This is a genomic window from Pseudovibrio sp. Alg231-02, from assembly GCF_900143565.1.
Lineage (GTDB): Bacteria > Pseudomonadota > Alphaproteobacteria > Rhizobiales > Stappiaceae > Pseudovibrio.
Window position 1 is genome coordinate 208721 of the sequence record NZ_FREX01000009.1, and the last position, 25131, is coordinate 233851.

Consider the following 25131-nt stretch of genomic DNA (forward strand, 5'->3'; position numbering starts at 1 on the left):
TCCTATTTAGTTTTAAGGAAGTGTTGCACTGCAAATGTGACCTGAATGAAATAAATGCATTTTACGTAAGGTGTCCATTAAAACTGTAAAATACTGAATTCATGAAGAATGTCGTTTAAATTTCTCAGGGTATGCAGAGCACTGGTGTTTGTCTTTTGGTTGAAGGACAAACACCAGTTTTTCGTAGTGCAGCTAACGCAAGTGCGAAGGCTTTCTATCTCAAGTTGCCGAGGAAAGTGCCAACCGACGAACGCAGGTCAGCAGCCTGATTGGATAAAATTTGTGCAGCATCAAGCACGCCTGAAGCGGTTTTGTCGGTTTCATCCGCCGCTTTTTGTACCTGGCCGATGCTATCTGACACCTGCGTGGTTCCCAATGCAGCATCTTTGATGTTCACGGCAATGGATTGCGTTGCGATGCCTTGTTGTTCAACCGCACTGGCAATGGCATTTGCACTGTCATTCATCTCTTCAATGATCTCTTTGATCTCAGAGATCGCCTCTTTGGACTCGCTTGTGCTCTCCTGAATCCCAGAGATTTGATCGCTGATCTGCACAGTTGCATTTGCTGTTTGCTGAGCGAGCGACTTCACCTCGTGTGCAACCACAGCAAAGCCTTTGCCCAACTCACCGGCACGCGCCGCTTCAATGGTTGCGTTGAGGGCGAGCAGATTGGTTTGCTCCGATATTTGAGTAATTAAATCAATAATATCACCAATCTCGATTGCCACTTGGGACAGATGATTGACCTGCTGGAAGGCCTTTGTGGATGCGAGTGTCGCGTTGGAGGCTGTAATCGTTGTTTTGTGAACTTGTTCAGCAATCTCGGAAATGGCAGTCCCCAGCTCCTCGGTTGCAGAGCGCACCGCCTCCACGTTCTGAGAGGCATCCAGAGACGCTGCCGCCACGCTGGAGCTGATCTCGTTGGTGTGCTCCGAGTTGCCGGAAAGGGAAACTGCAGACCCATGAAGCTGATCTGCAGCACTGGCAATGGAGGACGTGACTTGGCCCACGGATCCTTCAAAATGCTCTGCAAGGTCCGTCAGAAACTCTTGACGCGCCTCTTCCCCGGTCTGGTCATAAACCGCCAGTGCAAGGTCCATATCAAGCAAGATGACCTTGTTGAGGATGCCAGGCAGGTTCTTGCTTGGCCGGCTGGAACGGGAGAATAAGCCGCCACCAGACTGCTCAAGAAGAGCTGCGCTGAGCAACGTTCCCAACCTGCTGTAAGCTCCGATATACCATTGCGGTGTCAGGCCGAGTCGCTGATGCGTTCTGCCGATCCGCTGCACAGACTGTGCATAGTCATCATCCAGCTTCCCACTGCATATGAGCCGCCAATGCTCATGCTGCTTCTCCCGCGCATGACGCATGTGCTCTTCATTCTTGAAAAACTTCATAGTCTCAGGAAAGTTTCGAATGTGTCTATAAAACTCATCCAAGACCTCCGGCATGATCGCCATGATGATATCCTGGGAGTTTCCAAGTTCTTCCAACTCCGCTGAAGATATACAGTGATACGTCAATCGATCATCGATAGTTTCGCTCATTAAAAATCCATGCTTAATAAATCATAGTTTTCGTTTCTTTCAGTTATTACGTAAGGAAATATTGGGGTCACGAAAGAAAAAAACGCAAAAAAAGTTATTTACGCTAAGTATAGAATGTAGATTCTAATTGACCCAGCGTAATGGTTTGGATGTGTGTAGTTGGTAATTGTATTTATATTTTGATAACTTTTGATGGAGATCAATGTTCCCATGTGAGTACTGCTCTTTTGTAGTATATGACCGGTGTCAATCAATAAAAATAATACCCCAAATGTTTTTATTAACTGTAATTCGATGAAGCAATTTCAGCTTTAGAGTAAGGTCGAGGTACCTATGAAATTAACTGGGATGACAGATGTAGCGGTACGCATACTGATGCTCATGGCTGTCAACCGGAGCGATAAGTGGACAATTGACCGCTTGTCTGAGGCAACCAACAGCGGGCGTCCTCAGGTCGCCAAGGTCGTGCAGATCTTAAACCGGAAGGGCTACATCAAATCCAGACGAGGGCGATTGGGTGGTCTGATGCTTGCTCATGCGCCAGCTTCCATCAACATCGGCAAACTCATCCGGAATGTTGAAGACAATTTCGCACTGGTGGAGTGCTTTGCATGCAATCCTGCCAAACCATGCCCGTTATCGGGTGTCTGCCGTTTCAAAGGCAAGCTGAAGCATGCGCTGAACTCTTTCATGGAAGAGCTGGATGCAATCAACTTGACTCAGATTATTGAAAACGCAGACGAAATTAGGACAAGCGTTGAGGTGAACGCTGAGAGAAAACTAGAGCTCTCTGCCTAGTACGATGCAATTAAAGTGCATTTAACCAACCTGCTTTCGTGAGCATTAACCGACAAAACTCATAGTTTGGTAGTGCTCACGCCTGCTTAAGACAGTTTCGCGACAATCAGGCCTTGTTCATGAGACCTCTGTGCCCTCACGCACGAGGTTTTTGTTCATTTGGCGAATAGCAAACTGTTCGGCGCAGGCAATTTCTATGAGACGAGTCCGGCACTCAATTTCTCTTAAACTAGCAATCATCTCTGTTGTCGCCATTGCTCTATCTTATTTTGCGCTGACATTTCTCGTTGTAATTCAGTGGGAAAGAACGCTCCAACTCCAAAGCGAACAGCTCTCCCAGATCGCCGTAAACCAATTCTCCACGACGCTTGAGCGTGACGTAGCGCTGGTGAGACACCGTATTCAGTCTCAGCTATCCGAAACAGCAGCCAGCCTTTCTGCCATTGGTGAGCGCGGTGACATCGTAAAAGCTGCAGAAACACGCGTCTGGGCAGGGGATGTGAACATCCTGTCACTGGTGCAGGAAGGCACGCCGCTTGACGCCATTATCCTGCTGAACTACCGTGGCCAGATCGTCGGAGCATCCAAGCGTGCTGATCCGGGGCTGATCCAGAAGCAACTCCTCAAAGTTCATCTGAAACAGTCGCTTAGTACTGTCTGGACACCGTCCACGGGCACAGGCCCAGCCGTCCGATACACGCTTCTTCCAGCCACCCAATTTGGCCCGTTATTGCCAGGGGAGCCTGATGCAGGCGTCTCTCAAGTCCTTTATTCCTCACTCATCGATCCGGGCACCCAGTGGCGTGGAGCCTTGGTGGCGCAGCGGTGGTTTCCCTTCAACTCTGGTGTGATTGACGAATACAGCAAGATCTCAGGTGCCGAGATTGCGATTTTCTATCAGGACAAGCTGGTTGGCGCCTCGCCACATGCACCGGTCGAAGCGCTGCAAATGCCTGAAAACCTGCGTAAACTTAAGATCCTGAACACTGCATTCGAGTATTGTGACAACGGTCCATCACCGCTCGTAATTTGCGCCTTCAAGCCACTCGAAGTCTTGCTGGACGCGCAGGAACGCCTACGCAATGTGGGCGAAGAGACCAGCGCTCAGACGTTCCAGCGGCTTATTGTGTTGGGCTTTACCGCCTGTCTCATCATCTTCATCGTAGCCCTGTTTGTTTCCCGCAAAATGTCCCAGCCACTGCAGCGTATCGCAGATGCCCTCTCTGATGTGGCGGGCGGTAACTTTGATGTGCGGGTAGAGGGCACCAGAAGGATGGATGAAGTCGGAGAGATCGCCCGCGCTGTTAAAGTGCTCCAGGCCTCCGCTCGGGAGCGTGACAGTTTGCGCCTCAATATCCAGCGCAAGAACAAGGAATTGCGCAAAAAAGAACAGGAATTGGTGAAGCAAAATACGTTATTTGACGCTGCATTGAACAACATGTCCCATGGGTTGTGTATGTTCGATACACAGAAAAGATTGATTGTGTTCAATCAGCGCTTTGATGACATCTTCGCTTGTGAACAAGGCGAGGGTAAAATTGGCATGACATGGGATGAAATGGTCCAATGTATGCCTCTGGCCCAGGAGTTTTTGCAGGATGATGGCGAAAACTCCGTCGCACAACAACACTGGCCGAGTACCGTTCGCAGCACATTTACACTCACTTTGCAAAGTGAACAGGTCATCTTGATGACGCTGGAACCGCAAGATGGCGGCGGCTGGGTTGCGATCTTTGAAGACATCACTGATAGGCAGCGCATCAGTGATCACCTGAGCTATCTCGCAACGCACGATGCCTTGACCAAACTGCCCAATCGTTTGCTGATGAATGAGCGCTTGCAAGAGATGAAACAAGCTGCTCTGGCACAAGATGAGCACTTCGGCATTTTGTGGTTGGACCTCGATGAGTTTAAGACTATCAATGATTCATTGGGTCATGCAGTTGGCGATAAGCTCTTGTGCCACGTCGCAAAAATCCTGCGAGAAAAGGTGGCTAACAAAGAGATGGTCGCCCGTCTCGGCGGTGATGAGTTCGCGATCTTGTCTAAATTGCCTGCTTCTCGTGAAGATCTGGAACAGCTTGCCAAAGAAGTGCTGAAAGTCATCGCTTCTCCGTGTTTCCTGGAAGGTCATGAAATCGTGGTCGCCGCAAGTGTCGGTATCGCCACATTCAGCAAGGAATATCAAAACGTGGATGAGCTCATTCGCTTTGCTGACCTTGCCTTGTATCAGGCCAAAAATGACGGTCGAAACACCTTCCGCTTCTTCGAAGATGATATGGCTGCCAAAATCAAGCAGCGTCAGACCCTGATCACCGATCTCTACAAAGCCACTGCAAATCGGGAGCTGGAGGTTTATTTCCAGCCACAGGTCATCTTGGCAACCGGCGAAATCTCGGGGTTTGAAGCACTACTGCGCTGGAACCACCCGCGCTACGGTTTCATCTCACCATTCGAGTTTATTCCACTGGCAGAAGAAACGGGTCTGATTCTGGAAATCGGGGCATGGGTACTGGATGAAGCTTGCTCTCTGGCTGTCGGTTGGCCGAAGCGGGTGAATTTGGCAGTCAACCTGTCACCCCGTCAAATTTACTGCGAACAGCTTCTACCGGTTGTCGATGATGTGCTGGCTCGTACGGGTCTGGATCCCGGACGGCTTGAACTGGAAGTGACAGAAACTGTGTTACTGGCAGATCATCTGCGCGTACGTCAGACTCTGGCGAAGCTGCAGCAAATCGGCGTTAAGATCTCTATGGATGACTTTGGAACAGGCTATTCTTCACTGAGTACACTCCGCCGCTTCCCCTTTGACAGGATCAAAGTTGATAGGTCTTTCGTGATGAGTATGACTGAAGATGATGACTCCCGCTTCATCGTCAACTCCGTCATCGATCTTGCAAACAGCCTCGGCATCACAACAACAGCAGAGGGCGTTGAAAGCAAAGAGATCGCAGAGCAATTGACGGCAATGGGATGTTCTGAAGCGCAGGGCTATTACTTTGGCAAGCCCGCACCTCCCAATCAGGCGCTCTTCTGGATGCTGGAAGAAGCACGCGGCGTCACGCTGGAAGCGCAGGTCAACAACTCAAAACTGACCAAGAAAGCCGCAGGCTAAATCGTCACTCAGCAGGTTCCATCGCGGCGGAACCATCAACTTGCACGGCTGCATCATCCCATGGTTGAAAATTTGGAATGCGCCCGTAAGTGGCTTGCGCATCTATGAAAACATGCTCAAGGCCGGTAATGAAATCGCGTGAACCAGCCATATAAGCCATGTCAAACTCGGTCAAATCTGGCAGCAGTGCCTGCAGAGTTTCAGCTGCGCCATCACCTTGCAAGTCCGCAAAGGTTGGCTGTATGCCGCGGCGGTTTAGCCAGTTAAACACCTGCTGAAACTGGTCTTGCTTCAGCGACTGATCCAGAATGAGCACTTTCTCACGGCGCGGTTGCCCCATGGCAGAACTCAAAGCCATCGCCCAGATCGGAGGTAGGCTGTTCGGTCCGGCAACCATAATCAGCGGCTCGTCATCATGCCCAAGGAAGGAAGAGCCATAAGGACCGGTGATGCCAACCCGCCCCTTCACATCGCCCTTCTTCGCAAGCATTGCGAAGAGATCAGGGGTGTTGGCCCGTTCTATGAGGAAGATCAGCGTATTGAACTCAGTCCCGGCATCCAGAGCAAAACTGGCAAACAGGTTCACCCGCTCCTGACCACGAAACTCAACATGGTAATACTGGCCCGGACGCCATGAAATCGGCTTGGTAAAACTCAGGCGCAACTCGAAAAGGTCATCCGAAACCTTCCGCACTGCGGATACATGCCCCTTAAGCGACTGCAATTCAGAGGATGCGGGCAGCTTCAGCTCAGCATCGCCAGCAACCGTTGCCTTACAAGCAAGAACGGTACTTTTCAGCCGAGAGCCATTGGCTTCCACCTCACCGGAAATCACAGTAACACGCGTGCTTTCACAAGTGCTATTCCCGCAGTCACACTGCAAAGCTAGTCCACCACGCTCAGCGACTTCTAGAAGTGTTTCACCAAGCTTGGCATCAATTGATCTGCCATTGATATTAAGACTGGTCATGGGCACCCATGTTGCTCCGCGTATGTGACGGACGTATCTAAGGTTGTGCAAGTTATAGAACTGCACGCTTATTTCCTAGGGGGAAATCTAAGTCATTCGCGACATTAATACAATTTTAACAATTAATAGTCACCTGACTTTATCTAGTTATTTTTACGCCCTTAGCTCTTCTTGTAGGCCGCAATAACCAGATGACCCGGAACTGGCTCACCCTGCTCAAAGCGAACGGTGATTGGCGAAAGATCAAGAATGGTAAAACCACTGCTCTCCAGCAAGTTCCGAACATAGCCCTCAGCATGCGCAAACCGATGGTACTTGCCCACCATGAAGTTCTGCTCGCCTAACTCCTCTGCAGGAAGTGTCTCAGAGGAAAATGCAAAGACACCATTGGCTTCAATGTTGCCCGCTACACCGGCGAAAAACTCTTCCAGCTCGCCCATGTAGGGCAGCACATCAGTTGCGACGATGAGGTCCCAGCGCTCTTCTTCCTCAACCTTGAGAAATTCAACCACTTCACCCACGTAGAGGTCGTCGTAGATTTCCTTCTCATCCGCAACTTCAACCATCCCCTCGGCAATGTCCACGCCGGTTTTATGGGGCACCAGGTTATTCAGGGCTTCGCCGGAAAGGCCAGTCCCGCAACCAAGGTCCAACAAACGTTTGAAAAGGCCAAGTTCCAGCTTTTCAATCTTGTCACGCACCATCAGCGGAACGGAATAGCCAAGCTGATCCACCAGAACCATGTCGAACACTTCGGCATGCTGATCAAACAGCGTGCTCACATAAGCATCCGGCGCTTTGAGGGGCGCATTTCCTTTGCCCATGCTCGCTAGGCGAACGGCCACGCCACCATGATCTTCCGGATCTAACTCCAGAACTGCTTTGTAGGCCTCAGCAGCCTCGTCAAACTTGCCTGCTTTTTCCAGATCCAGAGCCCGGTTATATGCGTCAGCAAGTGCTTCATTGTCTAGTTTAGTCATGGGGACAGTTGAGCCGCTGTAATATTGAAATTGTAGGTCTTCCTTACACAAGAAATTCTCGAAAATCTACGCAATACATAAGGTTTTGTTGCCGCATCAGAGTAAATAAAATGGATCACCCCGATTAAAATACGCAGATCACTTTTAAACGGCAAGTGAGGTCATGCTGATAGAACCAAGGCTGGTGAACAGTGAGGCCCGTATGGAAGGTGCGCAACCTGAGCTAATTGAGATTGATCCTTTTACGACAATCACAATTGCAATCCTTGTTTTGTTTGTCGGACGAGAGCTCGTTCGAAAAAGTGTAGCCCTTCGCAAACTGACGATCCCTGACCCTCTGGCTGGCGGATTGCTGTGCGCCATTCTTGTTACTGTGCTGACGGTCTGGTGGGGTGTAAAACTTAAATTCTCGACAGAACCGATTGATTTCTTTCTGATTTACTTCTTCGCGGCAATTGGCCTTCGTGCAAAGGTGAGTGACCTTCTTACAGGTGGCAAACCACTTGTCATTCTCATCATCATTTCCTCGGTGTTTCTTGGCGTTCAGAATTTTGTCGGTATGGGGGCGGCCAGCGTCTATGGCTATCCGGTACACACAGGCATCATCGCCGGGTCAGTCTCGCTATCCGGCGGGGTAGGGACAACGCTTGCATGGGCACCAATTTTTGCTTCAGAACTTGGCGTCGCAAATGCGCAAGAGATCGGCATTGCTTGTAACACTGTTGGCATCGTGTCTGCTTGCATTATCGGCGGACCAATTGCTCAGTACCTCATGAAACGGCATAAACTGGCAGGATCCCTCAGCACAGACGAAGCTGTCGGGCAGAATTTCAAGGATGATGGTAAGCTGAATCTGCACTACTACGATGTTCTGGGCGCCGTCTTCTTCATCAATATGGCAATTTTCATCGGCTACATGATGTACCTTGGCCTGCAGGAAGCTGGTGTCGTTATTCCGGTATTCGTGCCAATTCTTGTCGCAGGCATCATCATAAACAACGTGGGCCGCCTGCTTTTTCGCAACTACGACAATGTTGGCCGCGAAAAAGGCATGGCGATGATCTCAGACATCAGCCTCGGTATTTTCCTCAGCATCGCACTGATGACCATGGACCTGTTGGTGGTTTGGCAATTTATGGGCTTCGTCGCACTGGTGATGTCCCTGCAAATCGCGCTTGCCATTAGCTATGCCCTCTTTATCGTTTTCACCTCCATGGGCAAGGATTATGATGCAGCCGTTATCGCAGCAGGCTTTGGCGGGATAGCGCTCGGTTCCACCGCTACAGCCGTGTTGAATATGACCTCCGTCACCCGTCAGTTTGGTGCATCGCCTAAAGCATTCCTCATTGTGCCACTCACCTGCGGCTTCTTCATTGACCTGATGAATACCTGGGTGATCTCAAACCTGATTGCGCTCTGATGAGCGTGAAGTTGAAGCTGAAAACATGGCTGGAGTAATTAAGGTCGCACGAGCAAATATCGCGAGATCGTTGCATACGGTCCGGCCTCATAGTGCACCAGCTCCATTGTGTCAGAGTTTATCATGCGCCCCTGCATAGTGCCTGTGTCAGGGTGCTCAACAAGTGTAATGGACGCGCCGTCCCATCCGATCATCCCAATCACGGGTTCTTTGGATTGTGAGACCTCGGACCGTCCATCATGATCTCGCCCGGACCCCGGACTGATCTGCCAGAAGAAAACTCCCTCCAGCACCGGTCCTGTTTGCTCATCTATTCGCAAATGAGAAGGTCCGTTCTCCTGACTTTGGATATCCCGATGCCAGTAAACAGCATCTTTCTTGATCACCACCCATTGCCCGACCAGCTCTGGATAATGCTGTGGCGGTTTGCCATCAATTGCAAAGGCAACAAACGTGGCACACCCCATCATCAGTGCCGCAATAGCAGCCTGAACAGGAAGTTTCCATTGCCCCATTTATGCCTCCCCAACTCAACTTGAACTCACAGGGCAACACATCTCAGCCAAGACCTAAATCCCTGGGATCTGACGTGGTAGTTCAGATCAAAGAAATCTGCTTGTATGGAAGCAAGAGCATCTGTTTTGTCGTTCTGATAAGAAAGGGATAGCCAATCTTGCCTCTGGAACATATAGTGAACGGAATCTATTATAAGTGATGGCGATCAACCCGGATGATTGCTCAAAAGGATATTTGAAATGACGAAGATTGCAGTGATCCTCACCCAAGGCTTTGCCGATTGGGAATACGCATTGATTGCTGGCACTGGCGGCCCATTTTTCGGTATGCAGGTTGAGTTCTTCACCCCTCAGGTCGGTGAAGTGAAGTCGCAAGGCGGGCTCGCTGCGATTGTCTCGCGTAAGCTGGATGAGATCAGGACGTTTGAACCAAGTGTTATTGTCGTTGTTGGGGGAACAATCTGGGAAACTGAACAGGCTCCGGATATCGCAGATCTGCTCAGGGCTCACCACGAGCGCGGTGGTGCTGTTGCTGGAATTTGCGGTGGCACATTGGCTCTTGCCAGAGCAGGTCTGCTGAATGAAGCGAGACACACATCAAACAACGCAGAATTCCTGCAGCAAAATGCGAAAAACTACAAAGGTGCTGAACACTACCAGTCAAGTGCATCCGCTATCTCGGATCGTGGCGTGATTTCCGCTCCTGGAACGGCCCCGGTATCCTTTTCAGCAGCTGTTTTTGAAGCTGCCGGGCTCGCCACTGATGCTCTTCAGCAGTTTAAAGCCATGCTTGGCGCGGAGCATTTGGAACCAGCAATGGCTGAGGCTACCTCTTAAAACCTGAGTCAGTGCCCCGGGTTGATAGGGCACTGACCAGTTTCTGCTGACTACACGAAAGCAAAGTCGCTTTCGCCAAGGAGTGCAGCATCCACATTCACCAGAGAAATGGAGTTTGTTCCAAAGGTGATCACGGTATCTCCGCCATCATCAAAGATGGTGAGGTTGGCAAACTCTGCCATGCGGCTCTTGATCATGATGAGATCACTGCCAAGTTCAAAGTCGTTGATGGTGTCATCACCTCCCAGATTGAAGAAGCAGAAGTTGTCAGCGCCTGAACCGCCTGTGAGCGTGTCGTCACCAGCACCTGCAATCAACTTGTCCGCACCAGAGCCTCCATCCAGAGTGTCGTCCCCGGCACCGCCTTTCAGCACATCATTGCCAGAGCCACCACGCAGGGTATCGTGACCGTTTCCGCCAATCAGCTTGTCCTTGCCGCCGTTGCCGAGCAGCGTGTCATTGCCAGCTTTGCCAACTAGAGTATTGCCAGCCGCATTGCCGATGATGGTGTCATTGCCGCCACTGCCAATCGCGTTCTCGATAACGGCGTTGTAAGCAATCGCCAGATTACTCAGGCCACCACCCACATCGGAGAAGGAGCCATCAATGAGGCTGATCATCTGGTTGACCTTACCAGCACCTGACATGTCGATGGTGTCATTTCCACCAGCATCCCAAATGGTGACCGCGCTGGGCATTTTTTCAGAGAAATCGTAGGCACCACCAGCATTGGAGTTGTAGCCGTAGACCGTGTCATCCGCACGGGTGGTCATATTCACCCCGTAAAGCTGCTGAAGTGCAAGCACATCCAGCGGCATGAGTGTGTCCGGGAAGCCACCGTAGCCGAGGTTGGAATCGGCGTTGCTCTCATCAAAATAGCTCATCACAGAATACTGCTGCGTATCCTGACGGAACTGAGCATGCTCATCATAAGTAATGCGCACACCCGGACCAGCGTTGTAGTCCCCCGGATGCGCCAGCCCCACAGCATGGCCGATCTCGTGCATAACAGCAAAGTGGCTGTAAGAGCCGGTTGGCAACTCATCGGTTGAGACACTGTTCGTGTTCAGCCAAACGTCGCCTTCATTTTCGCCAGCGTCCGGCGAACCTGGATAATATGCATAGGCACCAGCACCATCCGTGGTGGAGTTGTAGTTGGAAAACAGCATGGTCGCATCGTCGGTGTATCCGTCCGGGTTCACCCGATCAAACGAGATATTGGCAATTTCTGAGTAGGAGGCCAACACCTTCTCAATAGCTGCAATCTGCTCATCAGTGACGTGCGCAAACGTGTCTTCAACCCCGTTGTTGTTCTCACGGAAGCCATAAGTCACTGTCGCAGCTGTACCCGGTCCACTCCACGAGAGGCCAGGGCGAAGCAAGGCACCAGCACCCATATTGCCGTCATAATAAGCTTTGTCGCCTTCCACAGCAGACAAGCCGTACTGGCCGGTGCCTTCATCACCATAGGACGCCACATCAAGATAGAAAGTCCCGCTGGTTGCTGCGGTAAACGTAATGGTGGAGTGCGTGCCCGGTCCGCCGTCATCGTCATCCACCAGCAGGTTCCCATCGGAATCCCGCAGGCGCAGATAAGGGTCAACCAAGCGGCTTTCGCCATCAAAAGTGCCAATAGCAGCAAAGGTGTAAGTCTGCCCGGCAACCAGCTCAACTTCATACCAGTCGTGGTCGCCGTCACTGGCAATAGTGCCCTGAACTGTCTCGAAGATATTGTTGTCCGATCCCTGCGCATCCTGCCCCGTGTCCCTCAAACGGTAGGATGTAGACGTGTTGTCTGCGGCATCTCTGGTCTCATAGAGATTTGTCATTATGTTTCTCCAGCTTAAAATGGACATTCAGATGAATGAGTTCATTTTCGCCGGGGCTTCGGAAGGTCGTCCGTCCGCCCAGCATCTTCCAGGCACGCACGTTCCACTTGCTCAATGGCATATTGAACAGTCCGCTGTTGCTCCTTGCTACTTTGCAAGGGGCTGCCAGCCACAGCCTCCTTCAACCGTTCGATAGCATAGGAACAAGTGGGGTCTGAGTAGGGCCGGTCAGGATTAACCGGCATTGAGGCTCTCACGCCGAAAGCGGAAAAACAGAAAGCAACAACCGCAATAAGCAATCTGGCGTTCTTCATGTGTCACAGCATCCAGTTCAAAAGCTCATGGACCATCAGAGAAGAGCAAAACACAGGTCAGGCAACAAACAATAGTTATTCATGACCGGTAGAAATGACGTCTACCGATGACCTCCCACACATTATGTAATGATCATGCGTACGTGAATTTTCTATCAGTTGACGTAGGGGCAGAAAAACGAAATATCCTTAGGTGAATACATGCAAAAAGCATTATTCATCAAAGATCTGGCATATATGATAGATTAGGTAGATTTATCGTGTATTATTATCAACTAAAATTACGTCAATTAATGTAATTATATTGCGCCTATGGTGATTGGATTAGTTTTATTCATTAGATTTCACGTGGATGAGCTGGCTGATTAATTGTTTTCTAATCAGCCAGCAATCTACGCTACGGCAATCAAGAGTCCTCATCTTTCAGGCCAAACTTCTCACTGAAGACTTCGATCACTTCTTTGCACTCAGCGCCAACCTCGTCCTGCTTTTCACTCAGGCAGGTTAGAACACGACCACCACCAACTTCTGTTTCTGAGCACTGAGCTTCAATGTCAGGTGCGCAAATTGCCAAAGCCTGTCTGGCATTCGCGAAGAAGAAATCCAGCGCATCGGCGAAGTCATCAATCGCAGCTGAGCATTGCTTACTGAGTTTATCCTCATAGGCATACATGCATGCAAAAATGCGACCTTCTCCGGGTGTCACTTCCTTACAATGAGATTTTATCTCTGGTTCACAGGCTTCAAACACGCCTTGGGCTGCATTCTGCGCTGCTGCATCCTGTGCCATCGCATTGTATCCAGTGGTCGCAACCAACAAGCCAAGGCCGAGCAGGGCGGTTCCAATTGATTTAATCATCTTCAGTCTCCAGAACAGCAAAATTATGGATTAACAACGACATAGACAGTCACGCCGTTTTGAAGGACAGGTCTGTAATAGACGCCGCCGCAATTGTAATAGGAGTTGTAGGGCGCGCATCCCGCGATGGACTGACGGGCGTTCACACGCCTGGATGTTCTGCGGGAAGTCCGACGAGAGGTACGCCGGGCTGTGTTGCGTGCAGGGGACTGAGCATTGGCTGTGCCAACGGAAAAGAAGAGCGCCACACCAGTTGGAAGCTCTGAAAAGTCGATCTGGCTGGTATAGCCAACCGAGAAGGCGATAACTGCCGCTGCAAGTAACTTCATCCGCATGGTTGTATCCCTTGATTGCTTCGGCAGAACACAAGCTGAAGGAGGTTTTGCTTGCTCGCCTTTGCTCATCCATGGATGCTTAGGGACAAACGTTAGAGTTATCTTTCAGAGGCTACTCGCGTTTTAGTCATACAAAACCTCAGGCCACTTCGCAGGGCACCTGTTCAAGTCAGCATCAAGTTTTTATGGGATGAACGCTTCAAGTTTGCTCAAAGCTTGAGAGATCTCCTTCAAGCCGTTTTCACTCAAACTCTCATATATGGAGGCAAGAACTTTCTAGCTAAGCATAATGGTCGCAAAGAAATTAAGCTGTCACCGCATTGGTCTGGAGTTGCTGAATGCCGGATGTAGACGCACAAACCATCTCACCAGAGGTCGAAGCCTGGGTGGAAAACGTACTAAGCGCTTGTAACCTCAAGTGGACTGGTCCGACGAAAAATTTTGAGCGCGAACCCAAAGAGAACCTGCGCATTGATGGCAAAACGCCTGTCGCGGATCACATCAATTACCTACGCAAAACATTGAAGGATACATATGCCAGGCGATCTGAGATCGCCGGCAAGGCGAAACTTGACCGAGAGCTTGCGGTGCACCTCCAACACTTTGATCAGGCCTATGTTGCAGTCGATAGTAATATCGACAAAGCACAGGCCAGTATGGGCAGTGGCGATGCTGGAGGCGCAATCAGTGACGCCGTGGACCAGCTTGAGTTCATGAGGGATGCGCTGGAAGCAGCTTATTACTCCGCAGCAAAAGATCCGGAAGAGGCCTACGCCGAGTTGCGTGAGAAAATCGATGCTGCCAAGGCTGAATTGGCAGAGCTGAGTAAAGAAAAAGACAAAATTCAGGATGAGAACGCCCGAGAAGAATTTGAAGACATCTACTCAGAAGCCAGGGATGGGCTGGATCAAACTTTGAAGACGTTGGAAGCTGACAAATTCCTCGAAGCTGAAGAAGAGCTGGAAGAAGCCAAAACCGTGATGCTCGATTTGCGACCTGGCAACAGTGAGGACATCGCAAAACGGAAGAAAGAATATCAAGCTGCTGTCGAGGATGCCCAAAAGAACATCAAAAACCTGTCTGGCAAGCTGGGTACTTTGAATAATCCGGACAAAGTCGCCGAATTCAACAAACACAAAGCCTCCGCAAACAAGTTGATCAAGAAGGTCGAGACGGCTCTCAAGAACGGCAAGGTAAAGTCTGTGCGCTCAGATATTCCGAAACTGAAGGGCGAAGTCGAAAAGATGAAAGCCTGCTTCAAGGTGGAGCCCAAGGCAAAAGCACCGCCCAAAGGCAAATCCGGCAAAAAGTGACCTAAGGCGCAAGCTGAGCAAATGGCCGCTCGCCAAGATGCTGCCAACAACAGAACAACACAATCAGGAAATGAATGCCCCATGAAAACCACAGGCAAAGCCCTCGCGATGTGCGCTGCAATCTTGTTGAGTGGCTCAGCATTGGCTGCAGAGACTGACCCAAAGACCATCATCAATCCTGACACCCTGTCAGATTCAACTAAGTCTGGGTATGCGCAAATTGTCGTTGTCGCTCCAGGTGCTCGCATCGCATATGTGGCTGGTCAGGTGGGCATTTCCAAGGATGGATCAAACACCTTTGAGGAACAGGTCGACCGAACGTTCGACAACCTGATCAAAGCGCTCGAAGCTGCTGGGAGCAGCGTGGAAGACACGGTGAAAATCACGGTGCTGATTAAAGATCATGACCAGTCCAAACTGGACTATGTCAACAAAAAGCGCCGCGAAATCTTTGGTGCCAGCCCACCAGCAAGCACACTCATTCCAGTGCCGGTCCTCGCAACGGAAATCATTGAGTTTGAAGTGGATGCGATTGCAATTGTGCCAGAAAAAGCATCTGCTGATTAAGGTGCTTGCCTGCGAAACTTCTGCCTGTACCGGGCTGGTGAGACGCCAACCTGCGCAAGGAACGAGCGCCTAAATGCGTTCTCGTCAGAATAGCCCAATGCCTCAGAAATCGTGGCTATTGGTGTCGTCGTATACTCCAACTGAGACTTCGCACGCTCACAGCGGATGTTCAAAATGAATTGCTGCGGAGACAGTGACAGTTCTCGCTTAAAGTGCCGCAACAGGCTGCGTGTGCTCATACCCAAAAAGCCAGCAAGCTCCTGTACTTTGAGGGGGCGTGAGGACAAATTGTTCTGCACCCATTGGTCCGCACGTTCAATCGTCTCATCCCGTGTTTTTTCATGCCACGGGATCATGAAGGGCTGCTGCAAGCCTCGGTTTTCTTCAAGAACCATAAATCGCGCACATAATCTGGAAAGGGCAGGGCCTTCCAGCCGGTTGATGAGATGTAGTGCAAGGTCCAGAGAGGAAGTGCCCGCAGCGCTGGTAATGACATTGCCTGCATCAACGAGAATTTCATCACCGGCCAGCTCCACACCTTCATAAGCCGCACTAAATTCCTTCTGCTTCCACCAGGTTGTTGTGGCTTGCTTTCCCTCTAGCAGTCCCGCTTCAGCAAGTAGAAACGTGCTGGTACAACTCGCAGCAATGATGCTGCCGTTTTGAGAATGGCGTTGAAGTTGCTCAGCAACACCACGGAACCAGTTTGTGCTGATCGTGCATTGCGGCGCTGAGGTCGTGCCAATGCCGGGAAGAAACACCACATCAGGCGCAAAAATCTCCTCTAGGGAGCTATCGGGTGTCACCAAAATACCGTTTGAAGATCGAACAGGCTCGCCATCTAATGAGTAAGTCTGGACCTGAAACGGCATGACCTCGTCGCCACGCACTTCTGCAATCTGGTTTGCAGTCTTGAACATGTCTGCGGACCCAAAGGCTGCGAGCCCCAGAAAGTTCTCCAGCAGCAAAATCGCAATGGTTGAAGTCATGCTCAAATCTCATGTGGCGGATTATGTATGATTTGTGTCTAGTCGGACTATATCAAACTTCCTGCCAAAAACTAGGATCAACGGACCAAGGTCAGGTTAGAGCAGTAGGTCAGGATGAAACTTCACTTTCTTCGCAATGCAACCCTCATCATTGAGCACAAGCAACACCGCATACTGGTTGATCCCATGTTGGGTAAGGTTGGATCACTGCCAAGCTACAGCTTCATCCGACATAAAAGCCGGAGAAATCCGATGGTTCCGCTGCCTGATGGTGCCCAGCAAAACCTTGAGGGTCTTACTGCGGCACTGGTAACGCATTGTCAGCTCGGCCATTCAGATCATTTGGATGGCGCAGCAAAGAAACTTCTGCTCTCCAAGAAAATCCCGACCTATTGCCGTTTGGATGATGAGAGTTTCATTGGGAAAAGGGGAATTCTCACCGTGCCGCTGAAGGATGAGCAACGCCAACCCTTCTTCGACGGTTACATCACCCCAATCCCAACGGTTCACGGCTACGGCTGGATTGCGAGATTCATGGGCCCCGGCGTGGGGTACTTTCTCGAGCTGCCCGATGCACCTTCGCTCTACATTTCCGGCGACACTGTCCTCACCAAAGATGTCCGCCACTGCCTCAAAACCCTGAGGCCCGACATCGCAGTTGTCGCAGCAGGCAACGCAAGTCTGGATATCGGCAAGGACATCCTCATGTCGCTGGATGAGATCATGGAGTTCATCAGACTAGCGCCGGGACAAGTTATCGCAAACCATCTGGAGGCCATAAACCATTGCCCTGTAAAGCGAACGCAGCTACGGGATCTGGCGCAAAAGTCTGGTGTCAGTGACAAACTCCTGATCCCGGCAGACGGCGAAACACTGACGTTCAGCAAACAGCCGGAGTTCGCCTGACCGTAATGAGGTGATCCGAAGTGTGCCTGCTCAGCTCTCGGTTCCCATCAGGTCATCCCAGATGGCTTGCGCGACAATGCCAACGTCTCTGTCGCGCTTGCGGATCTGAAACAGGCGGGACTGGCGTGGCTGGAAGCCTTCAACGTTCAACTGGACCAGTTCACCACGTGCCAGTTCCTCGATGATCATATGTTCGGGAATGCCACCCCAACCGAGCTTGGCCTGCAGGATCTCCTTCTTGGCGGCAAAGTCCGTCACCGTCCAACGCAAACCACCCGGCAACAAATCCCGGCTTTGGCTGAGCGCACCGCTACCGCTGTCTGCCACGATGATCTGGGTATACGTCTGCATTTCAGCTATGGTTTTCATATGCTTACTCTGCGCAGGCTCAAACGCGGGGTGCGCAACGGGCAGGATGGTAACATCCGCGAAAGAAACCGCTTCCACCTGTTCAACAGGCACACCATCCATGCTGGCGATAATAATATCAGCCCGGTCATGGAGCAGCCGTTCAATGGGGCCACTCATGCTCTCGCGCGACAGGTGAATATGGGTCGCCGGAAACTTCGCCCGCACATGGCCAATAACCTCAAGAACGCGCTGTAACGGCAACGTTGCCGCAATCGCCAGCGAGACTTCAGCCTCCTGTGTTGCATTCAGTGTTTTCGCCAGACTACCCAGCTCATTCATCTGCTGCATTACGCGAATGGCTTGCCGGTAAAAGACCTCTCCTGCAGGCGTCAGTTTAGGCCGATACGCCTCTCTGGACAGCAAGACCATATCAATCTCGGCCTCTAACTTCTTCAGCATGTGACTGATGGCGGACTGAGACTTGTGCAGGCGATCCGCCGCACCGCGAAAAGTCCCTTCTGTCACAATCGCATGCAAAACAACCAGCTGCTCATAAGTCATAGAATACGCTCACTCAAGATGATCTGAATTTCTAATCATTATCGTGAATATTCAATATTATCAATTAATCATGAGAGGCATTACTTCCTCAAAGCCTGATAACAAACACCTTGAGGAAAGAGCTTCCAATGAAACTGTTTTACAAACCCGGCGCATGTTCTCTGGCAACACACATCACGCTGAATGAGATCGCAGCCACCTACGAGATCGACAGCGTAGACACCGATGCAGGGAAGACCAGCACGGGCGTAGATTTCAAAACCATCAACCCGAAAGGCTACGTTCCTGCGCTCCAGTTGGCGTCAGGAGAAGTGCTCACCGAAGGCGCTGCAATCCTCCAATACCTGGCAGACAATCACCCGCAACACGGGCTTGCTCCAGCAGCTGGAACTGTTGCCCGCACGCGTTTGCAGGAGCACCTGAACTTCACCAGCTCAGAACTCCATAAAGCATTCACCCCGTTCTTCACCGCATCAGCAACGACACAGGACAAGGAAAAGGCCGCAAAGAACGTTGCCGCCAAGTTCAACTATCTGGAGGCTCTGTTCAGTGACGGCAGAGCTTATCTCCTGGGTGCGGAATTCTCTGTTGCGGATGCGTATCTGTTCGTCGTCTGCAACTGGTCGAATTTCGTCGGCGTCGATCTGATCAACTGGCCGTCCCTCGCTGCCTTTGTCCAGCGCACAAGCCAACGCCCATCGGCACAGGCAGCAATGAAAGCTGAAGGCCTGATCTGATGAGCAACCCACAAACCTTTGCAGAAGTTCAGAAGGTGATGACAGGCTACTTTGACGGCCTCTATCACGCAGACACCAAGGCCCTGGCTGAGGTGTTTCACCTCGATGCGCGCTACGTCAACATGATCGAAGGGGACTACATGCATAAGTCCCTGAGTGAGTACTTCGAAATGGTGGATCGCCGTATCCCACCTGCAAAGAAAGGGGAGCCGCGGCAGGACCGCATCCACTCCATGGAATTCGGCGGCTCTCAAATGGCCTTCGTCAAAGCCTCAATGACCATGATGAACCGCGAGTATCTGGACTTCCTCACCCTGACCAAAGACCAGCACGGCTGGCGGATCATGACCAAGATCTTCACCTACATCGCAAAGCCGGAGGCAAGCTGATGCCATATGTAAACATCAAGATCACCAGGGAAGGTGGACCGGATGGCAAAGGTCCAACCGCAGACGAAAAAGCCGAGTTGATCCACGGCGTAACAGAGCTTTTGTCCCGCGTGCTCAACAAAAAGCCAAGCACGACCTTTGTGGTGATTGATGAGGTTGCCCTTGAGGACTGGGGCATTGGCGGCCTGCCAGTCATCCAGTATCGCCAGCAGGTCTCTTAAAGCACTTCAAACAAAAACGCAGGGCTCAAACCCTGCGTTTTTCAGTTCGCCTTATTGCGGCAGAATCTTCAGCGTCACATTCCGGTCTGGCACCAGAAAATCCGATGCTGCCACGACCAGATCGTCCGGGGTGATCTGCTCCAGAATTGTCGTGTAATTCTGATAGCGCTGGATCGCCTCAGGATAGCTTACAGCCTGACTTGCCAGTTCAAACCACAATCCATTGCTGTGTTCGGCATTGTTCATGGCTTCCAGAATAGGCTGACGCGCACGCAGCAACTCATCCGCTGTGATGTTGCCCTTCACCTGCAGCTCTTTGACGATATCCTGATAAACAGTCTCCGCCGCATCCACATCATCCAGTTTCAACTTGCTGGACATTCCAATATAGCCAAACCCTTTGATTGTATTGGAGTTCATGCTGAACGCATAAGGGCTGTAAGTCGCGCCCATAGCCTCACGCAGTTTATCGCGCAGACGAAGCTCTATGACGCCCTGCAACAACTGCAGTGTATAGCTCTGCGTTGCATCTGCATCATCGCTGGTTTTCCAATAATGCTGCAAAAGTGCCGCGTCACTGTCACCCTCATGGGTCAAAGAAACAGCTTGCGCCTCAGGAAACTCAATACCAGTTGCGTAGCTATGCTTTGGCGCCTCAAAGGATTGCTGCAAAGCGCCGAAAGTCTCGGCAACCGCATCCAGAGCGGTCTGAACCTCAAGGTCGCCTACAATACCAATCTCGATCGGGCCCTTTTGAGCGATGCGGGAGATGATTGGCTTCAGCTCCTCATAGTTCCGCTCCAGCAAAGCTTCTTCACTTCCTGCACCCCAGCGTTTGTCACCACTATGCAAAATGCGGGAGAACTCGCGGCCACGAACAGCTTCAGCAGAGCTGCGGGAGTTCTTGTAGGTCTCTTTCAGGCTCTTTTGGTAAAACGCTTGCCCCTCAGGACGATATGCCGGATCTGTCAGATACGCCGCGACCACCTGCAATTGCAGCTTCAGATCGTCCGGCGTTGTTCCGTATTGCCCGGAAATGCCGTCTTCGCCAAAGGAAAGACCAACGCCAACTTGTGTACCAGAAAGTACCTTATCCAGATCAGCAACCGAGTACTTGCCAAGACCACCAACAATAAACGCGCTCTGGAAGAAACCGGCCAAACCATCTTTATCAGCCGGCAGGTCTTCAATACCGCGACCAGTGCGCAGGGAGACAAACACCTTACCCTTGTCAAAGTCCGTCCGCTTGAAGTTCAGCACCACGCCGTTTTCAAAAGTGTAAGAGCGGATTTGCCCAAAACTGCTAATTGTCTGCTGAGCAACTTTGCCTTTGGGACCAAAGCTTTCATAGTCAAAACTAGTCAGCGACTTGGCTTCAAAGGCTGCAACTGGCTGCTTCTGGCTTTCTTCAAACACGGAAAGAATGGTCTCTTCAGCATTTGGAAAGGCCTCGGCAGTCGTCATAAACAGGTTTGGTTTTGCGCCTTCCCAAAGCTCAAGCAGTGCCTTTGAGACTTGCCGCGCTTTCAGATCAGAAAAGTGTTTCTGGAAGAAGGCCAGATCATCAGCAGAGGATGTGGTGACGCTCTCATTGAGCACATCGCGCACGAGTACATTGGCGATTGCACGGTTTGGAATAGTCTCTTCCGCTTTCACCGCAACTTCCAGTGAGTTGAGCCGGTTCACCAACTGCCGGTCAACTTCTTCCTGTGTCACGCCATAAGCCAGTGTTTGCCGCAGTTTCTGCTCCAGCAAAGCAAAACCGTCCTGCCACTTGTCGGTGGCAACGGTCGCGCTGGCAACAACGGTGTCGGCAAAGTCTTCGCTGTAATAATCCGTGCCGGCAGTGACCATAGTATCGTGAGAGGCAAGGGCTGCATCACGCAGACGCTCTTTCAAAATACTGATCCCGATCCTGCGCAGCGTGTTCTGAATGCGGTTCTGCTGGTTATCAATAAGCTCTTGAGAAGGTTTGACGAGATAAATGCTCAACACGGTAGGCAAAGACGGTTCTACAAAAAGCGCAGCACGCGGGGCTTCAGCAACCTTCAATCTCCCAAAATCCGGCTCTTCGCTGTCCAGTTGCTCTGCATTCGCAGGGCGCTTCCAATCCGCAAAGTGCTTTTGAATGGCAGCTTCTGTTGCTTCAACATCAATATCGCCAGTCACAACCACTGTGGTCCGACCGGGCGTGTAGTAGCTCTCGTAAAAATCGCGCAGGGTTGCCTGGTCAACGGCATCAATGCCATCCATTGTGCCAACCGGCAGCAAGGTGCGCTGTTTAATGCCCGGATAAAGGTAATCAAATCTGGCAACCAGCGCGTCATAGCCTGGGCCGTAATTGCCGCGCACTTCAGAGGCGACAACACCGCGCTCACGGTCAATCGCACTTGTTGAGAGTGTAAGTTCACTTGCTGTCTCACGCATAATAAACAGCGCAGTGTCCAGCAACTCCGCATCTGCTGAAGGCAGAGAGAGACGGTATGTGGTGTTATTCAACGTGGTCGCTGCATTGGTGCCTGCGCCAAAGGCCAGTCCTGCGCGCTCCAGTAAGGCCACCATCTCGCCTTCCGGCACATTGGTAGAACCGTTAAACGCCATGTGCTCCAGATAATGGGCAGCACCTGGTTCTGACCCTTTTTCCAAAGAGGATCCAGCATCAACCGCCATACGAACCTCAATCTGGTTCTTGGGGGATTGGCTCTGAACCAGCAAATACCGCATACCATTGGGCAGCTGACGAGAGATTATTCTGGGATGCAGTTTAAGGTCAGTCTCAGGAAACCAATAGGACTGCTGATCTTGGGCAACCTGCAACGCCGGCTTGGGCTGAGGAGCCGCGGCATCCTGCGCATAAACAGGAACAGAAAAGACCAGTCCAGTGCTCAGCAGTGCTGGCACCATAAGGTGTCTGATTACGTGCATTATTGTTTCCCTGCGCCCTGCCCAAATTGCCTATGTGCTCTTGATTGGTGTTCCCGGTGTGAAGATGTTCACGAAAGCACACCCCCATGCTTCAGCGCGCAGGTTTTGCAGACTTTGTTGAAGCCCGTCACAAAACAAATCCTAAGCTGAACCCGAGTACCCGCGAGGTCTTCACCTCATAAAAGCTACATCTGCGTAATTATCATAAACTTTGCTGTTATCTATATGCTTTCGCTTCATGTTGCTTTTGTGGCAAAAACAACTTTGAGGCTATGATGTAAAGCAACGCCACAAAACAAAAAACGCAGAGCCAAAGCCCTGCGTTTTCATCAAATCTTGTGTCTGGCTAAAGAACCGCTTAGAGCGGTAGTTCGCTGACACCACCGTTGGCAGCGGACCATTCCAGCGGATTATTGAGGAACTTCTCAACTTCGTTCACCTTCTCAGCTGAGAAGTAATCGTTTGTGCGGCAAACGCGCAGGATGTCGTGCCATGTGGCAAGGTAGTGCAGGTTTACGCCATGCTCTGCCAGCTTGCCTTTCGTTTCCGGAAAGATGTCGTAATAGAACACCACCAGCGTGTCGGTCACTTCCGCACCCGCTTTGCGCAGTGCTTCGCAGAACTTGATCTTGGACCCGCCATCGGTGGTCAGGTCTTCCACCAACAGAACGTTCTGCCCCTCGTGAATATCACCTTCAATTTGCGCATCACGGCCATAACCCTTTGGCTTTTTGCGCACATACTGCATTGGCAGTGCCATCTTATCTGCAATCCACGCGGCAAACGGAATACCAGCCGTCTCACCGCCTGCGATCGCATCAAACTTCTCAAAGCCCGCATCACGCAGCAGGGTTGCCACGGCAAACTCCATCAGTGTGCCACGAATGCGCGGGTAGGAGATCAGTTTACGGCAATCGATGTAAACCGGGCTCGCTAGGCCGGATGCCAGAATGTACGGCTCTTCTGGACGGAAGTTCACCGCCTTGATTTCCATGAGCATTTTTGCGGTCAGTTCCGCCATCACTTCGCGGTCAGGAAAAGAATTGGAAAACATCGCTGTCCCTCAAGTCACAGTAGGTGGTTTAGAGCGTATTCCCGAAAAGTGGTTCCGGTTTTCGGATAAGAATACGCGCGAAAACAAAGATCTGGAATGCGTGGGATGACAGGGAGCTGGCACCGCACGCATTCACGTCAAAAAAAAGCAGCTTGCCCCGGCCATATTAGGTGCAAACTGCTTTGAAACTCATCTTTAGGTCTCAACCTTCCAGAATATATCAAATCCCGGATTGAAGAGGGTCACCGGCCCGTCCGGTGTTGGAATACTCGGCGGGTAACTGACCTTTTCATCGGCCTTTACCAGGTCAATGGTCGCCTCGTTTGGTGCCATGCCATAAAACGCCGGACCATTGAGAGAGGCAAATGCCTCAAGCTTGTCGAGCGCACCTTCCTGCTCAAACACATGTGCCAGACAGCTCATAGTGTTTGGCGCGGAGAAGATGCCAGCACAGCCACACTCACACAGCTTGTTCTGGTCAAGATGCGGGGCGCTGTCTGTTCCAAGGAAGAAACGGGCATCGCCAGAAGTGGCTGCAGCACGCAGCGCAAGGCGGTGTTTCTCACGCTTCGCCACAGGCAGGCAATAGAAGTGAGGCTTGATGCCACCGACCAGAATGTCATTCCGGTTGATGATCAGGTGGTGCGTGGTGATCGTCGCCGCCAGATTGTCACCACCAGACTTGGCATAATTAACGCCTTCTTCCGTGGTGATGTGCTCCATCACCACTTTCAGCTTAGGGAACTTGCGGCGGATCGGGTCCAGTACAGTCTCAATGAACACTGCTTCACGGTCAAAGATGTCCACGTCAGACGTTGTGACCTCACCATGCACCAGAAGCGGCAAGCCAATCTCGGCCATGCGTTCCAGAACACCCGCCACCTTATCAAAGTCGCGCACACCACTTTGTGAGTTGGTTGTCGCGCCAGCAGGATAAAGCTTCACCGCAGTCACCAGACCAGACTTGGCTGCCTGCTCCAGATCATCCGCATCGGTGGTCTCAGTGAGATAAAGCGTCATGAGGGGAGTGAAGTCGTGCCCCTCTGGCATGGCTGCCAGAATGCGATCCCGATACCCGGCAGCATCCTTGCTGGTGACAACAGGCGGGACCAGATTAGGCATGATGATCGCGCGGCCAAAGTTTGCAGAAGTTGACGGCAGAACGGCCTTCAGCATCTCGCCATCACGTAAGTGCAGGTGCCAGTCATCAGGCCGTCTAATGGTCAGGCGGGTCTCGGTCATCTTCATGCTCCGTGTGGTCGAAAGGCTGCGCGACACCGGTTTACTGCCCAATGCCACCAAATCTCAAGGAAAAACTGATGCTTTCGAGCATCTCGCACAAATACGTAGTTATGGGAACTAGCCCTTCGGGTGAAATGCGCTGCGTAACATTGCGAAAAGTACGCAACTAGGTACTTCCCACTATCCACATCTTCATAGTTTCAAAGTGCCCCGCACAAATCCTAAGCGAATCTACCTGTCAATTCTCACAGGTCGCCAAGCCCCAAATTTACATGGATTGATCTGGTGGGTGGATTATCATAATGTTCCTGTTATGTACTAATTTAATTCACTTTTAGTTCTGGTTTTTGCAGGC

The 25131-nt window shown here is 51.3% G+C and carries 22 protein-coding genes; 10 read left to right on the top strand and 12 right to left on the bottom strand.

Annotation, left to right across the window (positions count from 1 at the left end):
* Positions 1-214: 214 nt before the first annotated feature.
* A complete protein-coding gene (locus tag DHN43_RS21520) occupies positions 215-1549 on the bottom strand; it encodes a globin-coupled sensor protein (protein ID WP_082830560.1) in 1335 nt (444 codons plus the stop codon).
* A 333-nt stretch (positions 1550-1882) separates the two neighbouring features.
* Between DHN43_RS21520 and DHN43_RS21525 the strand changes: the two genes are divergently transcribed.
* Together DHN43_RS21525 and DHN43_RS21530 are read left to right on the top strand one after the other, a co-directional pair.
* Positions 1883-2347 carry an RrF2 family transcriptional regulator gene (locus tag DHN43_RS21525; protein ID WP_208860038.1) on the top strand — a complete coding sequence of 155 codons (465 nt, stop codon included), beginning with the start codon at positions 1883-1885 and terminating at the stop codon, positions 2345-2347.
* Positions 2348-2543: 196 nt separating this feature from the next.
* On the top strand, positions 2544-5462 hold the full coding sequence (locus DHN43_RS21530; protein WP_063286634.1) for a putative bifunctional diguanylate cyclase/phosphodiesterase: 2919 nt from the start codon (positions 2544-2546) through the stop codon (positions 5460-5462).
* A 4-nt stretch (positions 5463-5466) separates the two neighbouring features.
* Here DHN43_RS21530 and DHN43_RS21535 read toward each other — a convergent pair whose 3' ends face one another.
* Both DHN43_RS21535 and DHN43_RS21540 read right to left on the bottom strand, forming a co-directional pair.
* On the bottom strand, positions 5467-6432 hold the full coding sequence (locus DHN43_RS21535; protein ID WP_108819982.1) for a 2Fe-2S iron-sulfur cluster-binding protein: 966 nt from the start codon (positions 6430-6432) through the stop codon (positions 5467-5469).
* Between the two features lie 161 nt (positions 6433-6593).
* A complete protein-coding gene (locus DHN43_RS21540) occupies positions 6594-7412 on the bottom strand; it encodes a methyltransferase (protein WP_108819983.1) in 819 nt (272 codons plus the stop codon).
* A gap of 163 nt (positions 7413-7575) precedes the next feature.
* On the opposite strand from DHN43_RS21540, the gene gltS reads away from it, so the two are divergent.
* Positions 7576-8832 carry a sodium/glutamate symporter gene (gene gltS / locus DHN43_RS21545; RefSeq protein ID WP_208986409.1) on the top strand — a complete coding sequence of 419 codons (1257 nt, stop codon included), beginning with the start codon at positions 7576-7578 and terminating at the stop codon, positions 8830-8832.
* Positions 8833-8870: 38 nt separating this feature from the next.
* Here the strand turns inward: gltS and DHN43_RS21550 are convergent, their stop codons facing one another.
* Positions 8871-9347 (bottom strand): hypothetical protein, encoded by a 477-nt coding sequence (locus DHN43_RS21550; RefSeq protein ID WP_108819984.1) that lies wholly within the window; start codon positions 9345-9347, stop codon positions 8871-8873.
* Between the two features lie 240 nt (positions 9348-9587).
* On the opposite strand from DHN43_RS21550, the gene DHN43_RS21555 reads away from it, so the two are divergent.
* A complete protein-coding gene (locus tag DHN43_RS21555) occupies positions 9588-10184 on the top strand; it encodes a DJ-1/PfpI family protein (RefSeq protein WP_108819985.1) in 597 nt (198 codons plus the stop codon).
* Positions 10185-10234: 50 nt separating this feature from the next.
* On the opposite strand, the gene DHN43_RS21560 is transcribed toward DHN43_RS21555, so the two are convergent.
* The 3 genes from DHN43_RS21560 to DHN43_RS21575 form a co-directional block, all read right to left on the bottom strand.
* Positions 10235-12013: a M10 family metallopeptidase C-terminal domain-containing protein gene (locus DHN43_RS21560; RefSeq protein ID WP_108819986.1), complete on the bottom strand. Its 1779-nt coding sequence runs from the start codon at positions 12011-12013 to the stop codon at positions 10235-10237.
* A 720-nt stretch (positions 12014-12733) separates the two neighbouring features.
* Positions 12734-13186, bottom strand: a complete 453-nt coding sequence (locus DHN43_RS21570; RefSeq protein WP_108819988.1) for a cysteine rich repeat-containing protein — start codon at positions 13184-13186, stop codon at positions 12734-12736.
* A 23-nt stretch (positions 13187-13209) separates the two neighbouring features.
* Positions 13210-13521, bottom strand: a complete 312-nt coding sequence (locus DHN43_RS21575) for a hypothetical protein (protein WP_108820015.1) — start codon at positions 13519-13521, stop codon at positions 13210-13212.
* A 338-nt stretch (positions 13522-13859) separates the two neighbouring features.
* Here DHN43_RS21575 and DHN43_RS21580 point away from each other — a divergent pair, with 338 nt between their 5' ends.
* Positions 13860-14834 (top strand): hypothetical protein, encoded by a 975-nt coding sequence (locus tag DHN43_RS21580; protein ID WP_108819989.1) that lies wholly within the window; start codon positions 13860-13862, stop codon positions 14832-14834.
* An 81-nt stretch (positions 14835-14915) separates the two neighbouring features.
* On the top strand, positions 14916-15401 hold the full coding sequence (locus tag DHN43_RS21585) for a RidA family protein (protein WP_108819990.1): 486 nt from the start codon (positions 14916-14918) through the stop codon (positions 15399-15401).
* Here DHN43_RS21585 and DHN43_RS21590 read toward each other — a convergent pair.
* On the bottom strand, positions 15398-16390 hold the full coding sequence (locus DHN43_RS21590) for a GlxA family transcriptional regulator (protein ID WP_108819991.1): 993 nt from the start codon (positions 16388-16390) through the stop codon (positions 15398-15400). The genes DHN43_RS21585 and DHN43_RS21590 overlap by 4 nt on opposite strands.
* Positions 16391-16504: 114 nt before the next feature.
* Between DHN43_RS21590 and DHN43_RS21595 the strand changes: the two genes are divergently transcribed.
* The gene (locus DHN43_RS21595; RefSeq protein ID WP_108819992.1) at positions 16505-17296 is read left to right on the top strand and encodes an MBL fold metallo-hydrolase; all 792 of its coding nucleotides are present in this window, start codon (positions 16505-16507) and stop codon (positions 17294-17296) included.
* Positions 17297-17326: 30 nt separating this feature from the next.
* Here DHN43_RS21595 and DHN43_RS21600 read toward each other — a convergent pair whose 3' ends face one another.
* Positions 17327-18208: a LysR family transcriptional regulator gene (locus DHN43_RS21600; RefSeq protein ID WP_108819993.1), complete on the bottom strand. Its 882-nt coding sequence runs from the start codon at positions 18206-18208 to the stop codon at positions 17327-17329.
* A gap of 128 nt (positions 18209-18336) precedes the next feature.
* Here DHN43_RS21600 and gstA point away from each other — a divergent pair, with 128 nt between their 5' ends.
* The 3 genes from gstA to DHN43_RS21615 are packed head-to-tail and all read left to right on the top strand — an operon-like array spanning position 18337 to position 19555.
* The gene (gene gstA, locus DHN43_RS21605) at positions 18337-18945 is read left to right on the top strand and encodes a glutathione transferase GstA (protein WP_063317342.1); all 609 of its coding nucleotides are present in this window, start codon (positions 18337-18339) and stop codon (positions 18943-18945) included.
* Positions 18945-19334, top strand: a complete 390-nt coding sequence (locus DHN43_RS21610) for a nuclear transport factor 2 family protein (protein WP_108819994.1) — start codon at positions 18945-18947, stop codon at positions 19332-19334. The genes gstA and DHN43_RS21610 overlap by 1 nt, the downstream gene beginning before the upstream one ends.
* Positions 19334-19555, top strand: coding sequence for a tautomerase family protein (locus DHN43_RS21615; RefSeq protein WP_063286648.1), 222 nt, complete (start codon positions 19334-19336; stop codon positions 19553-19555). Before DHN43_RS21610 ends, DHN43_RS21615 begins: the two co-directional genes overlap by 1 nt.
* A gap of 51 nt (positions 19556-19606) precedes the next feature.
* Here DHN43_RS21615 and DHN43_RS21620 read toward each other — a convergent pair whose 3' ends face one another.
* The 3 genes from DHN43_RS21620 to pyrC all read right to left on the bottom strand — a co-directional run bounded on the left by DHN43_RS21620 (position 19607) and on the right by pyrC (position 24776).
* Positions 19607-22480: a M16 family metallopeptidase gene (locus DHN43_RS21620; RefSeq protein WP_108819995.1), complete on the bottom strand. Its 2874-nt coding sequence runs from the start codon at positions 22478-22480 to the stop codon at positions 19607-19609.
* A 358-nt stretch (positions 22481-22838) separates the two neighbouring features.
* On the bottom strand, positions 22839-23534 hold the full coding sequence (locus DHN43_RS21625; RefSeq protein WP_057461032.1) for an orotate phosphoribosyltransferase: 696 nt from the start codon (positions 23532-23534) through the stop codon (positions 22839-22841).
* Between the two features lie 195 nt (positions 23535-23729).
* Entirely contained in the window at positions 23730-24776 is a 1047-nt protein-coding gene (pyrC, locus tag DHN43_RS21630) for a dihydroorotase (RefSeq protein WP_199914848.1), read from the bottom strand.
* Positions 24777-25131 lie beyond the last annotated feature (355 nt).

Bases quoted from the DNA above. Each gene is read 5' to 3' on its own strand.
- DHN43_RS21580 (WP_108819989.1), top strand. From the start codon at position 13,860: ATGCCGGATGTAGACGCACAAACCATCTCACCAGAGGTCGAAGCCTGG.
- gltS (WP_208986409.1), top strand. From the start codon at position 7,576: ATGCTGATAGAACCAAGGCTGGTGAACAGTGAGGCCCGTATGGAAGGT.
- DHN43_RS21620 (WP_108819995.1), bottom strand. From the start codon at position 22,480: ATGCACGTAATCAGACACCTTATGGTGCCAGCACTGCTGAGCACTGGA.
- DHN43_RS21530 (WP_063286634.1), top strand. From the start codon at position 2,544: ATGAGACGAGTCCGGCACTCAATTTCTCTTAAACTAGCAATCATCTCT.
- DHN43_RS21625 (WP_057461032.1), bottom strand. From the start codon at position 23,534: ATGTTTTCCAATTCTTTTCCTGACCGCGAAGTGATGGCGGAACTGACC.
- DHN43_RS21575 (WP_108820015.1), bottom strand. From the start codon at position 13,521: ATGCGGATGAAGTTACTTGCAGCGGCAGTTATCGCCTTCTCGGTTGGC.
- DHN43_RS21555 (WP_108819985.1), top strand. From the start codon at position 9,588: ATGACGAAGATTGCAGTGATCCTCACCCAAGGCTTTGCCGATTGGGAA.
- pyrC (WP_199914848.1), bottom strand. From the start codon at position 24,776: ATGACCGAGACCCGCCTGACCATTAGACGGCCTGATGACTGGCACCTG.
- DHN43_RS21600 (WP_108819993.1), bottom strand. From the start codon at position 18,208: ATGACTTATGAGCAGCTGGTTGTTTTGCATGCGATTGTGACAGAAGGG.
- DHN43_RS21585 (WP_108819990.1), top strand. From the start codon at position 14,916: ATGAAAACCACAGGCAAAGCCCTCGCGATGTGCGCTGCAATCTTGTTG.
- DHN43_RS21525 (WP_208860038.1), top strand. From the start codon at position 1,883: ATGAAATTAACTGGGATGACAGATGTAGCGGTACGCATACTGATGCTC.
- DHN43_RS21560 (WP_108819986.1), bottom strand. From the start codon at position 12,013: ATGACAAATCTCTATGAGACCAGAGATGCCGCAGACAACACGTCTACA.
- DHN43_RS21540 (WP_108819983.1), bottom strand. From the start codon at position 7,412: ATGACTAAACTAGACAATGAAGCACTTGCTGACGCATATAACCGGGCT.
- gstA (WP_063317342.1), top strand. From the start codon at position 18,337: ATGAAACTGTTTTACAAACCCGGCGCATGTTCTCTGGCAACACACATC.
- DHN43_RS21550 (WP_108819984.1), bottom strand. From the start codon at position 9,347: ATGGGGCAATGGAAACTTCCTGTTCAGGCTGCTATTGCGGCACTGATG.
- DHN43_RS21610 (WP_108819994.1), top strand. From the start codon at position 18,945: ATGAGCAACCCACAAACCTTTGCAGAAGTTCAGAAGGTGATGACAGGC.
- DHN43_RS21520 (WP_082830560.1), bottom strand. From the start codon at position 1,549: ATGAGCGAAACTATCGATGATCGATTGACGTATCACTGTATATCTTCA.
- DHN43_RS21570 (WP_108819988.1), bottom strand. From the start codon at position 13,186: ATGATTAAATCAATTGGAACCGCCCTGCTCGGCCTTGGCTTGTTGGTT.
- DHN43_RS21535 (WP_108819982.1), bottom strand. From the start codon at position 6,432: ATGACCAGTCTTAATATCAATGGCAGATCAATTGATGCCAAGCTTGGT.
- DHN43_RS21590 (WP_108819991.1), bottom strand. From the start codon at position 16,390: ATGACTTCAACCATTGCGATTTTGCTGCTGGAGAACTTTCTGGGGCTC.
- DHN43_RS21615 (WP_063286648.1), top strand. From the start codon at position 19,334: ATGCCATATGTAAACATCAAGATCACCAGGGAAGGTGGACCGGATGGC.
- DHN43_RS21595 (WP_108819992.1), top strand. From the start codon at position 16,505: ATGAAACTTCACTTTCTTCGCAATGCAACCCTCATCATTGAGCACAAG.